This is a genomic window from Comamonas resistens, assembly GCF_030064165.1.
GTDB lineage: Bacteria > Pseudomonadota > Gammaproteobacteria > Burkholderiales > Burkholderiaceae_C > Comamonas > Comamonas resistens.
The window spans coordinates 2,009,712-2,021,727 of record NZ_CP125947.1 but is presented as its reverse complement, the minus strand read 5'-3'; the positions used below and the strand labels follow the sequence as shown (position 1 = coordinate 2,021,727).

Annotated in this window: 12 protein-coding genes; 3 read left to right on the top strand and 9 right to left on the bottom strand. The window is 60.7% G+C overall.

The genetic code is table 11. The annotated features are described in order from the left end of the window. Positions 1-13: 13 nt before the first annotated feature. From QMY55_RS09500 to QMY55_RS09480, 5 genes are read right to left on the bottom strand one after another with little or no spacing between them, the layout of a single operon-like run. On the bottom strand, positions 14-259 hold the full coding sequence (locus QMY55_RS09500; RefSeq protein WP_283488364.1) for a hypothetical protein: 246 nt from the start codon (positions 257-259) through the stop codon (positions 14-16). A 49-nt stretch (positions 260-308) separates the two neighbouring features. Beyond that, positions 309-1,217, bottom strand: coding sequence for an ADP-ribosylglycohydrolase family protein (locus tag QMY55_RS09495; RefSeq protein WP_283488363.1), 909 nt, complete (start codon positions 1,215-1,217; stop codon positions 309-311). Then, positions 1,214-1,783, bottom strand: coding sequence for an NADAR family protein (locus QMY55_RS09490; protein WP_283488362.1), 570 nt, complete (start codon positions 1,781-1,783; stop codon positions 1,214-1,216). Before QMY55_RS09490 ends, QMY55_RS09495 begins: the two co-directional genes overlap by 4 nt. 30 nt (positions 1,784-1,813) lie before the next feature. Continuing rightward, the gene (locus tag QMY55_RS09485) at positions 1,814-2,419 is read right to left on the bottom strand and encodes an HAD family hydrolase (protein ID WP_283488361.1); all 606 of its coding nucleotides are present in this window, start codon (positions 2,417-2,419) and stop codon (positions 1,814-1,816) included. Further along, the gene (locus tag QMY55_RS09480; RefSeq protein WP_283488360.1) at positions 2,416-2,973 is read right to left on the bottom strand and encodes an RNA 2'-phosphotransferase; all 558 of its coding nucleotides are present in this window, start codon (positions 2,971-2,973) and stop codon (positions 2,416-2,418) included. Before QMY55_RS09480 ends, QMY55_RS09485 begins: the two co-directional genes overlap by 4 nt. Before the next feature lie 152 nt (positions 2,974-3,125). Here QMY55_RS09480 and QMY55_RS09475 point away from each other — a divergent pair, with 152 nt between their 5' ends. Together QMY55_RS09475 and QMY55_RS09470 are read left to right on the top strand one after the other, a co-directional pair. Then, complete coding sequence (locus QMY55_RS09475; protein WP_283488359.1) at positions 3,126-3,860, top strand: NUDIX hydrolase; 735 nt, start codon at positions 3,126-3,128, stop codon at positions 3,858-3,860. A 59-nt stretch (positions 3,861-3,919) separates the two neighbouring features. Beyond that, on the top strand, positions 3,920-5,926 hold the full coding sequence (locus QMY55_RS09470; RefSeq protein ID WP_283488358.1) for a peptidase U32 family protein: 2,007 nt from the start codon (positions 3,920-3,922) through the stop codon (positions 5,924-5,926). Between the two features lie 98 nt (positions 5,927-6,024). On the opposite strand, the gene QMY55_RS09465 is transcribed toward QMY55_RS09470, so the two are convergent. Next, complete coding sequence (locus tag QMY55_RS09465; protein ID WP_283488357.1) at positions 6,025-6,276, bottom strand: hypothetical protein; 252 nt, start codon at positions 6,274-6,276, stop codon at positions 6,025-6,027. Between the two features lie 867 nt (positions 6,277-7,143). Here QMY55_RS09465 and QMY55_RS09460 point away from each other — a divergent pair. Further along, entirely contained in the window at positions 7,144-7,944 is an 801-nt protein-coding gene (locus QMY55_RS09460) for an SDR family oxidoreductase (protein WP_283488355.1), read from the top strand. Positions 7,945-7,992: 48 nt separating this feature from the next. Here the strand turns inward: QMY55_RS09460 and QMY55_RS09455 are convergent, their stop codons facing one another. The 3 genes from QMY55_RS09455 to QMY55_RS09445 all read right to left on the bottom strand — a co-directional run bounded on the left by QMY55_RS09455 (position 7,993) and on the right by QMY55_RS09445 (position 12,009). Then, positions 7,993-9,585 carry a class I adenylate-forming enzyme family protein gene (locus tag QMY55_RS09455; protein WP_283488354.1) on the bottom strand — a complete coding sequence of 531 codons (1,593 nt, stop codon included), beginning with the start codon at positions 9,583-9,585 and terminating at the stop codon, positions 7,993-7,995. Between the two features lie 70 nt (positions 9,586-9,655). After that, complete coding sequence (locus QMY55_RS09450; RefSeq protein ID WP_283488353.1) at positions 9,656-10,459, bottom strand: SDR family oxidoreductase; 804 nt, start codon at positions 10,457-10,459, stop codon at positions 9,656-9,658. Positions 10,460-10,461: 2 nt separating this feature from the next. Beyond that, positions 10,462-12,009 carry a class I adenylate-forming enzyme family protein gene (locus QMY55_RS09445; protein ID WP_283488352.1) on the bottom strand — a complete coding sequence of 516 codons (1,548 nt, stop codon included), beginning with the start codon at positions 12,007-12,009 and terminating at the stop codon, positions 10,462-10,464. Positions 12,010-12,016 lie beyond the last annotated feature (7 nt).

Sequence of the window (12,016 nt, the reverse complement as noted above, 5' to 3'; positions counted from 1 at the left end):
AACCGCAACCACCTTACTGCGCATCCGGCATGGGACGCGGGGCGTTGATGGCCGATTCCAGCTGCTGGCGATATTGCTGCTGAATCTGCTGGCTTTGATCCCGCACATTGGCGGCTTCGGAAGCCTGATTGTGCCCTGCCGGCAGCGACCGGGTCTGCCGGGCCAGACTTTCCTGGCTGCTGCGCCAGCTTTTCTGGGCCAGCACACCGACCACAGCAAGCACCACGACCAGACTTAGCAAACCCCAAACAGCTTTCATGACGCAACCCGGCAACATCGATGGCCGGATTTGAACATGAACCGGTTGCTCAAGAACGCCGATCGCTCAGCTGGTGCAGTGATAGCGCCAGCCCCCGGATGTCCTGCTCTTGATGCAACTTTGCCAGCCAATGAGCAGGAATGCCGCCGCGCCCCCAGAAAGCGCCGGCAATCTGCCCTGTGATCGCCGCCGTGGTGTCCGCATCGTCGCCCAGATTGGCCACTTCCAGTACCGCCGCCTCAAAGCTGTCATGGCGCGCAAAACACCATAGTGCCGCTTCCAGGCTGTGCACCACATAGCCCGAACTGCTGATCTGCTCACGGCTCTTGTCCATCCAGGTTCCCTCCGCGATCTCGCGAATCCTGGGACTGTCCAGTTCCAGTGACGACAGCGCCAATACCTGTTGCTTGTCTCCCCCCGCCAGTGCACGACTCAGCGCCACTGCGAACAGACGGCAGGCATCCAGGCATTCGGGGGCCGCGTGGGTGGTGCGGGAGCTCAGTGCGGCCATGGCCTGCAGCTGCGCCTCATCATGTCCATACATCAGCGCCACGGGCGCCAGCCGCATCAGCGAGCCATTGCCGGCGCTGCGCGGATCGGCGCTGCCAGCCAGCGCATTGCCGCTGCGCAGGAATTCCTGGATGGCGGCCCTGGTGGCCATGCCGATATCAAAGCAATGACCGGTAGAGCTCCAGTAGCCCCATTGGTACCAGTTGGCATAGCGCGCCATCTGGTCCTGCGGGTCGCAAGCCCGTTTGGTGATCAGGCTCTCGGCCAGGCACAGGGCCATGGAGGTGTCGTCGGTCCACTGCCCGGCCTTGAGCGAGAACGGGCCGCCACCGACCATATCGGTCAGTGGCGCAAAGCTGCCACGCGGCTGAAACTCCAGCGTCGTGCCCACAGCATCGCCGCATGCCAGGCCGAGCAGCGCGCCCTCAAAACGGTCCAGAGTGCTCATAGTCCAGCTCTCAGCTGTGCACGCGCCGCCATCAGCGCAAAGCCCAGCAGGTTCTGTCCACGCCATTTACGCGGCTGTTCGGCCTCGGGGTTGGCTGCGCCCATGCCTATGCCCCAGATGCGGTCACGCGGACTGGCTTCCACCAGCACACGCTCGCCCGTGGCCAGCAGATAGTCTCGCATGGCGGAATTCTGGCCGAACTTGGCCACATTGCCGCGCACCACGATGTCGAAGCGCGCGGCATTCCAGCGCGCTTCGTCAAAGTTGCGCACACTGCGCCCCACCTGCTTGGCCGCAGCGGGTGATGGCGAAGCCAGCACCTGCAGACGGGCCTCCTCGTCGCCAAACAAACGGGCCTTGCCAGCCATCATGAAATGCTCGGCCGTGGGAAATGCATCGCCATCCACGGTGAACGGTGCATGAAACCATTGGCTCAGGCAGCCCTTGCCCACGGAGCCGTCTTTTTCGGGCTGATGCCCCCAGAAGGGGAAGTAACGCGGGCGATAGCCCTGATCCAGCTGCAGCAGCAAATCGGTCACGGAGCGAATTTCGTAATCTCGGTTCATGGTTGTTCTTCTTGAAAAACTGTAAAAGCGTCAGCGTGCCAACCACCAATCGGCAAACTGCGCCAGATGGGAATGACTGGAATGCACCGCATCCAGTCCGGCTCCATGGTTCGGAGAGCCTTCAGGCTCGCGCAATACCAAGGCGGAATGGATCTGCGCTGGAACGCCCTGGAAATAGGGCAGGAAATCATCGACAAAGGCCACAGGCCGCAGTTGCGCCAAGGCATGGGCCTTGGGACTGCGCCCGTTCGCAGCCTCACTACTGGTTGCCATCACCTTCTCTATGGGAAATCCCAGCGCCTTCAGATTAGCCTGGCGGGCCTGGGCAAATTCAGGTTTGAGTGCGGAGACGCACACCAGCTCATAGCCGGCCGCGACCAGCTTTTCACAGGCCCGCACCGCCCCGGCAATCGCGGGCACGGTAGACCAGAACTGCGCATCGAAGCTGCTGCGAAAGCGCTGCAAGGCCTCGCCCTGCAGGACAGGTACGCCCCAGCGCTCCACCGCCCAGTAAGCCTGCGGATTGCGCAGAGCCGGGCGCTGGCCAAAGGCCCTCTCCCAAGCACCGGCATAAGCCAGGTTGTAATCGAGCAGCACACCGTCAGCGTCAAGCGCTATCAGTTTTGAGGTATTCATACCGCCAGCTTGGCCAGATAGCTAACGGGCACGGCATCGGTCAGCCAGACACCGTTGTCCGAGCAATAGAACACATGGCCATCGGCCGCCATGCGCGCGGCGTCGACCCGCAGCAAGGCCAGCTTGCCATGGCGCCGCCCCACCGCAGCGGCGGTCTCGGTACTGGCCGACAGGTGCACATGGTGGCGACTCTGGCGTGTCAGTCCTTCCCGGAAGATGGCGTCCAGAAAGCGCGTAGCCGTGCCGTGATACAGCTCGACCGGTGGCTGCTGGGGCGCCAGTTCCAGCTCGATAGGGATGGAGTGCCCCTGATTGGCACGAATGCGGCTGCCGTCTTCGCTGAAGGCAAAACGCTGCTTGTTGTTGTCAGCCACCACAGCCTGCAACTCTTCAAGGCTTGTGCGCCTGCCTGAACGCGCAAGGCATGCCAGCAGTTCATCGGTGCGTGCCCAGCCTGCGCTATCGAGCTTCAAGCCAATGGTTTGCGGGCTGTGCCGCAATACCAGGCTGAGAAATTTGCTGCGCGCCGTCGTCATGGTGTTCTTATCTTGCATATTGTTCTTTTGTGTTCGGTTCCTGAATCGAGGCCCGTCCTGAAATGGAAAGTTCCAGATCAAGGCAGCCCCGGGTCGCCCATTAAGTTGTATTGAGCAACTTAAGCAAGTTGTACAATACAACCCATCATTCAACCCGTCAAGCCCTGCCTATGACCGTTGCACAGCGTCACGCCAAACCGGCACCGGACTTTCCTCGCCCCTATACGACGGTGGACGTGGTGATCTTCACCATTCTTGATAAGGCGCTCAAAGTGCTGCTGGTGCAGCGTCCGGGGCAAGCAGACGATCCATTCCCCGGTCTTTGGGCGCTACCCGGTGGTTTTGTCAATGTGGACCTGGATGCCGACCTGCTGGCCTGTGCACGGCGCAAGCTGCGCGAAAAAACCGGGGTGGACAGCCCTTATCTGGAACAGCTGGGCAGCTGGGGCGGTGCAGCCCGCGACCCGCGCGGCTGGTCTGCCACCCATGTGTACTTCGCCCTGATTCCCGGTGCCGATATTGCGCTGACCAAGGGCGCCAACGCAGCCGATGTCGCCTGGTTCGATGTGGACGAACTGCTGGCGGCGCCTCAGCTGGCATTCGACCACTGGGAAATACTGGTAGCTGCCGTGGAACGGCTGCGCAGCAAGGTGGAATACACCTCACTGCCCGCCTTTCTGCTGACCGAGCCCTTTACCCTGCCCCAGTTGCAGCAGGTCTATGAAACCGTGCTGGGCCGCACCGTGGACAAAAGCGGCTTTCGTACCCGCATGCTGGCGGCGCAGTTCCTGGTCGAGGCCGGCCATGTCGATGGCACATCCAACCGCCCGGCCATGGGCTACCGGCTGGCAGACCGCAGCGGGCCGGTGGTGTTTCCACGCACCTTCAGTCCTCGCGGGCATTGAAACAGACGATTACCCACCGCCGCGCTGAAATTACGGGGTGCTGAGATAATCCGGCCCCTATGTCTCTCCTGCCCCACCAGCTCGAACTCCTGTCCCCGGCCCGCGATGCCGATATCGGCATTGAAGCCGTCAACCATGGAGCGGACGCCGTCTATATCGGCGGTCCGGCCTTTGGTGCGCGCGCCACGGCGGGCAATGACATTCGTGATCTTGAGCGTCTGATCAAGCATGCCCATCGCTTTGGCAGCCGCATCTTCATCACGCTCAACACCATCTTGCGCGACGACGAGTTGGAAGGCGCGCGCGATATGGCCTGGCAGATCTACAACGCAGGCGCCGACGCGCTGATCATCCAGGACATGGGCCTGCTGGAGCTGGACATGCCTCCTATCCAGCTGCATGCCTCCACCCAGACCGACATCCGCACACCCGAAAAAGCCCGCTTTCTGCAGGATGCAGGCCTGTCACAGATCGTGGTGGCGCGCGAACTGGACCTGCGCCAGATCGCCGCCGTGCGCGCCGCCACCGATCCGGCGCGCACCACGATCGAGTTCTTCGTGCATGGCGCGCTGTGCGTGGCCTATTCGGGCCAGTGCTTCATCAGCCACGCCCACACCGGCCGCAGCGCCAACCGCGGCGACTGCAACCAGGCTTGTCGCCTGCCCTATGAGGTGACGGACGCCAGCGGCCGCATCATCGCCCACGAAAAGCATGTGCTGTCCATGAAGGACAACAATCAGAGCGACAATCTGCGAGCGCTGATAGACGCTGGCGTGCGCAGCTTCAAGATCGAGGGCCGCTACAAGGACATGGGCTATGTGAAGAACATCACCGCCCACTACCGCAAGCTGCTGGACGAAATCATCGAAGAACGTGAGTTCTCCGATGCGCCCCTTGCTCGCTCGTCGTCTGGCCGCACCAGCTTCACCTTCGAGCCCGATCCCGACCAGAACTTCAACCGCGAGTTCACCGACTACTTCGTCAATGGCCGCAAGGACGACATCGGCGCATTCGACACGCCCAAGACTCCGGGCCGTGCCATCGGCTGGGTCACCCAGGTGGGCGACAAGTGGTTCGAGATCGAAGCCAGCGACAAGGCCACCGAGCTGCACAACGGCGACGGCCTGTGCTACTACGACCTGCAAAAGGAACTCGTGGGCGTGCACATCAACCGCGCCGAGTGCATGCATGCCAAGAAAGGCATCTGGCGCGTGTTCCCCAAGAATGAGATTGCCGAGTTCAAGGACCTGCGCAAGGGCCTGGAGATCAACCGCAACCGCGATATGGACTGGGTGCGTACGCTGGAGAAGAAATCCAGCGAACGTCGTATCGGCCTGTGGGCCGAGCTCAAGGAGACGGCGAAGGGCTTTGCACTGCAACTGACCGACGACGACGGCTTTGTCGGCTATGCCGAGATCGACAACGAGCATCAGGCCGCAACCGATGCAGCCAAGGCCGAAACCACGCTGCGCGAGCAGTTGGGCCGCTTTGGCGCCACGATTTTTGCGGTGCATGATATTGCGCTCAACCTGAGCCAGCCCTGGTTCGTGCCCGCCTCGGTGCTCAACCAGCTGCGCCGCGATGCCGTGGCCTCGCTGGAAGCCGCACGCGAATCAGGCTTCATCCGTCTGCCCCGCGCCAAGCCCGTGGAGCCTCCCGTGCCCTTCCCCGAAGACACGCTCACCTATCTGGCCAATGTGTTCAACCAGAAGGCGCATGACTTCTATGTCAAGCATGGCGTGAAGGTGATCGATGCTGCCTACGAGAGCAAGGAAGAGGAAGGCGAAGTCTCGCTGATGATCACCAAGCACTGTGTGCGCTTCTCGATGAGCCTGTGCCCCAAGCAGGCCAAGGGCGTGATCGGCGTCAAGGGAACGATCAAGGCCGAGCCGCTGCAGCTGATCAACGGCAAGGAAAAACTCACGCTGCGCTTTGACTGCAAGCCCTGCGAGATGCATGTGGTGGGCAAGATGAAGAAGTCGGTGATGAACCAGCATGCCAAGGAAATGCAGGAACACCCCATGCAGTTCTACCGCACACGCCCAGCCCCCAAGCCGCTGGCCTGAATTCCGGCAGATGCTCTGCATCAAAAGCCCGCAAACCGGCCTCGGTTGCGGGCTTTTTTACGACCTATGATTGGGCCTCTCACCCCTGGTAAAAACCCTTAATTCATCCATTTTGCGCAGATCGTCCATTTTTTAGGCAATCCGTGGAAAGCACCGCCTGGCGCGGGTTTCGCCATTTGCAACCCCAGTTTTCCACAGAAGCGTCCACATGATGCGGGGATAAGAATTGCAGCGATCCTCCCCATCGCCAGGGCCGGCCAAGACAAGCCTTCATGGCCCGAATGCGGCGCCACCGACACCGGAAGATAGACCTGTTGTTCAGGCTGGCAGTCTCGCCAGATTACGGCCATGTCCTCGCCCGTTGCCGTGAGTCTGCGAAGCAGACCGGACAATGCAGGGGACTGCGATTCCCCATGTAGTGCAAATGGAGTAGAGCCATAAGCCCAGCAGGCAACAACGTGCCGTGAACCTGGACTCACAGCTCTTCGCTGAAACGGATAAATTCCTGCCAGATTCCTCCCGTTGGATCATCAGCTGTGCATCTGAAAAATCTGCACTCTATAAATATGGCGCCACAAATCAATTCAAATTATCACAATACATCTCAATTATTCAAACACCATAAAATTGCGGTTTACGGAAAAAATCAAGATAGTCATATCATCAAGCTCTTCATCCGAAATTTTCGAATACTTGGACATTCATTAGATAAATCCTGATAATGTAAAGTTCAGCCTATTCCTTCGACTATCAGGAGCATAATCAAACGGGAGGAATGGAATCAATATATACTCAACCGGAATCGACACTCAGATTCTCGATCACAGTCCCTTGACGCAACAAGCATGCAGTGGACGCCCGCAATCGTGGCGCCCCGCCTATACTCATTTTTATCCATTCCCACTGGATTCATTCAGCTCTCATCACATATCTAATCTTCGACGATTCATCCCCATTTTTTATCTTTCATTTATATCAATAGCATGAATTGAAATAATTATCTTTGCACAAAGTCCAAGATAAAAGTATTTTAGGGAAAACCATTAATTCATTCAGACATACTGTGCCCCTTGAATTTTTATGTCAACCCCGTGTTTATATTTAATCGATCATGAGCACTGTAAATATGCGCTAATTCTGTCAAGTGGGAAATCATGGAAATTTTTCTTAATCATTCAATGCTTTAATCAAATCGCATTGATTGAAATGAGGAAATCATGAAAGTTGCTGTCATCACTGGAGCTGCCAGTGGTATTGGTGCGGGCCTTGCCAGACAGGCCGCAGCCCAGGGAATGAAGCTCGTCCTGGCCGACCGGGATCAGGAAAAACTGGACGCTGTCGCACATGCGCTGGGCGAGCAAGCGCTTGCCGTCGTGACCGATGTCACCAAACAGGACTCGCTGGATGCCCTGGCCGACAAGGCCTATGCCGCATTTGGCCAGGTCGATCTGCTGTTCAACAACGCAGGCGTGCTGTCCACCGGCAATTGCTGGGAGATCGGCGACACCCAATGGCAGCAGGCCTGGCAGGTCAACGTCAACGGCATCGTCAACGGCCTGCGCGCTTTTGTGCCACGCCTGCTCAAGGCAGACAGACCCGCGCGCATCATCAATACGGCATCGGTCGGAGGCTTTTTGCCCAGTCCGCTGATGGCCCCCTATTCCGCCACCAAGTTCGCCGTGGTGGCGCTGACCGAAAGCCTGGCCAACGAGCTGGCCACCCTGAACCCGCATATCAAGGTCTCGCTGCTGGCTCCAGGCCCGGTCAAGACCGCCATCTTCAGAGAAGCACCATCCGCAGCATCGGCGCAGTTTCACGGCATGATGAGCCATATGCTCGATGCAAACGGCATGGGCAGCGATGAGTTTGCCAGCCTGGTTTTTGCAGCCATTGAGCGCGGCGAATACTGGATCGTTCCCCAGCCGGAAATGCTCTACCCCTTGCTGGAGGCTCGCAACAAGATCATTGCCGAGCGCACTGTCCCCGTCTTTGCCTGGACACCGGAAACCGTGGAGTGATGACAAAAAGGCCAGCTCTCGCTGGCCTGTTTCAATCCACGGCGGGCATCACTCGCCCCATAGATCCCTGGCAATCTGCTCGAACTGCCTGCGCATCACGTTCTTCTGCACCTTGCCCGTGGCCGTGGAAGGAAAGGCATCGACAAAGTGCACAAGCTTGGGCACTTCAAAGCCGCCCAGATGCTGGCGGCAGTGGGCAAGCACCGAGTCGGCATCGACCGAGGTTCCGGGCTTGCGCATCACAAATGCGCAGACCGCCTCGCTCCAGTGCGGATGCGGCAGGCCGAAGACGGCTGCAGCCGCGATCTCCGGGTGAGCCAGCACCACGGCCTCGACCTTGACGCTGGCCACGTTCTCGCCACCGGTCTTGATCATGTCCTTCTTGCGGTCGACAAACTCCATGCGGCCCTTGGCATCCCAGATACCAAGATCGCCGGTGTGATGCCAACCAAACTTCTGGGCCTCGGCCGTGGCCTTGGGGTCCTTGAAGTAACCCAGCATGACATTGGGGCCCCGGTGCACGATCTCCCCGACCTGGCCCGGCCCCAGCAGATTGCCGTCGTCATCCATGATGGCCGTCTCGCAGGTGGACAGGCTGCTGCCCCAGAAATTGGCATCGCAGTCGGGGTTGAGCATGGGGTAGAAGGTCATAGTGGCCGGGTAGATTTCGGTCTGCCCCGTAGCCAGCGACAGGTTGTCACTCATGCGCTTGGCAATCTGCGCAATCAGCGGCTTGGGAATAGGCGCCATGGCATAGATGCACTGGCGGATGGTCGTAGGCGCAAAGCCGGGATCGGCCAGCACGGCCGCATACATCAGCGGCAGGCCCACAAAAATCGTCACCCCCTCCATGATGACCAGTTGCCCCACTTCTGCCGGCACAAAAGCGCGCGTCAGCACCGTGCAGGCACCGGTGGCAATCGCCGTCTGCGTCAGCGAGTGCTGGGCACAGTGAAACAGCGGCAGCCAGCCGCTGAGCACATCGGTTTCACGATAATGGATCTCGTCGATATTGCCCTGGATGGCGGAATACACCGATAGATGGGAGTGCACCACCCCTTTGGGATTTCCCGTGGTGCCACTGGTGTACATCAGCAGCGCAGCCTGGTTGTCGTCAATCTCGACCTCGGGCAGTTGGTCGGACTGGCCGGCCTCGGCCTGGGTCAAGGTCAGGCCATCGACAGTCATACCCAGCTCAGACCCTGCAGCCACGCGCGTGAGGATCAGCGGCACGGCCAGCTGTTTGAGCAGATCGACCAGCCCCGGCAAGCCCAGCATTTCCTGGTCCACCACCACGGCAGAAACTTCCGCATGCTGCAGGATATAGCCTATGGCGGCCACATCGAGCTTGATGTTGACGGGCACCCAGACCTGGCTGGCCTTGTGGATGCCGTTGAAGGCCACCACCATGTCGATGGAGTTGGCGCACAGCATGCCCACCTGCTTGCCCGGCCCTATGCTGTCCAGCAGATAGCGGGCAAAGCGCGAGCTGCGCGCGTCCAGCTCGGCATAGCTGATACGTTGCTCGCCATCGACCAGCGCCGTGCGCTGCCCGAACTTTGCGGCCGTGCGGTACAGCAGATCCCCGAGAGCAATGCGCCGTATGCGGCGCGCCTGCTGCGACAGATTCATCTCGATCATGGCTTGTCTCCTTGATAGTGCTTGTCCTGGAAAAACTCAGATCACCCACACTCCCACGCTTTTTTGCTTGTTATGTCTTTTTCAATACGCCATCGGCGGCGGCCGCAATCATGGGCGAGAGCTGGCCCTGGGCACCGCCATCGCAGGCAATCACCGTGCCCGAGATATAGCTGGCCGCGTCGCTGCCCAGAAACAGGGCCAGCTGGCCTATATCGTCGGTCGTGCCCATGCGCCCCAGCGGCACCATCTGCCTCACCAGGGCATCCCCCTGCTCGCCCTGCGGCGCCAGCCGGCGCATGCCTTCGGTGCCGGCAATCGGGCCGGGCGATATCGCATTGACGCGCACACCGCGTGCCCCCCATTCCAGCGCCAGCACTCTTGTGAGCTGATCCACACCGGCCTTGGCAGCGCAGACATGGGCCTGGTAGGCCATGGGCACGACAGACTGCGGCGCCGTGATGAAGATCAGGCTGGAGGCACCGGGGTGCAGGTGCTGGACGGCATGGCGCGCCACATGAAAGCTGCCCAGCAGGTCGATATCCAGCACCACCTTGAAGGCATTGGAGGACATCTGATCGGCAGGCGCGAGGAAATTGCCCGCCGCGCCGGACACCAGCACATCGATAGGACCATGACGCTCCACTGCCTGGGTCAGTGCCGCCGCCACCGTCTGCTCATCACGCACATCGGCCACCACGCCGAGGGCCGCCGCACCCAGCGTGGCCACGGCCGCATCCACATTGGCCTGCTTGCGGCTGGCCACGGTGACGCGGGCTCCCGCTCTTGCATAGCACTGGGCAATGCCCAGATTGATGCCCGTGGTGCCGCCAAACACCATCACATGGCGGCCGCTGAAATCGAATTGCACATTCATGGTCAGGCTCCTTCCTGGCGCAGCAGCGCCTTCTGAATCTTTCCGGCCGGAGTCAGCGGCAGGTTCTGGCGCAGCACGATCTGGCGCGGCACCTTGTAATCGGCCAGATGCCGTCGGCAATAGTCCTGCAGCGCCGCCTCGTTGATCTGCGCATCAGGCCTGGGCACGACAAAATAGCGCCCCACCTCGCCCAGCACGGGGTCTGGCACGCCAATACCGGCCACCATCAGCACACCGGGGTAGCCGGCAATCACGCCTTCCACCTCGCTGGGATAGACGTTGAAGCCCCCCTGGATGAACATATCCTTCTGGCGCCCCATGAGGTGGACCAGCCCCTCCCCATCCACAAGGCCCAGGTCGCCGGAATGCATCCAGCCCTGGTCATCGAAGGCCGAAGAATCCTGCTGCTGGCCCACATAGCCGGGAATCACCCCGGCGCCGCGAAACCACAGCTCACCCACCTCGCCCTGCACAGCGTCCCGGCCATCGGCCTTGACCACGCGCAGCTCGGCGCCCTCCAGTGGCTTGCCTATGCTGTGCAGCAAGGCCTGCTGGCTGGCCTGCCAGGGCGTCATGACGATGGCTCCCGAAGTCTCGGACAAGCCGTAGAGATTCATGATGGCCACGCCGGGAAACAATTGCTGCACGCGGTTGAGCAAGGCAGGCTCCACATTCGAGCCACCGACCACAATCAGCCTCAGCCGGCTCAGATCGGTCTGCTCCAGCAACGGGTGCATGAGCAGCAAGGTCAGCATGGTGGGCACGCCCACCATCCAGGTCGGCGAATGCTGCTGCGCCATTTTCAGCACCGCTTCGGGGCTGAACATCGGCACCAGTTCGCAGCAGCCACCCGCCAGCAGCATGGTCAGCACGCCGCAGGTAATGCCACCCACATGGTTGAGCGGCATGGCCAGCTGCACCAGATCATCGGCCGTGGCACGCACATGGGCACACTGGGCCTGTGCCGAGCCCAGTTGCGAGCGATGGCTGAGGCCCGCCGCCTTGGGCCTGCCCGTAGTGCCCGAGGTATAGATGATCAGCAGCAGATCCTCGGGCTGAGGCTCCCAGCCCGGCGAAGCCGCCTCTCCTGCACTGGCGGCAGATTGCAGCTCCGGTACAAACTGCTGGTCCACCCAGACCAGATGCTCCAGCGTCGGGAACCGCCGGCAAGCCCGCTCCAGATAGTCCATATAGTCAAAGCCGGCGAACTCGCGCGGTGCCAGCACGGCCTTGACCCGGCTGTCAGCCAGCATGAAATCCAGCTCGGTATCGCGGTAGCGCAGGCTCAGGCCCAAGATGACCGCACCCATCCTGGCTGCCGCCAGATAGCTGAGAATCCAGGGCAGGCCATTGGTCAGGATCACGCCTATGCGGTCGCCACGGCGCAGGCCCATGGCGGACAGGCGCCGAGCCCAGGCCTCGGCCAGGGCATCGATTTGCTGCCAGTCATGGCTTTGCCCCTGGTCGATATAGGCGGGTCTTTGCGGAAAACGGGCCACCGTGCGCGCCAGCGCCTGGGCAACGGTCTGTACAGGGGAATCCGTATGCATGCTGCCT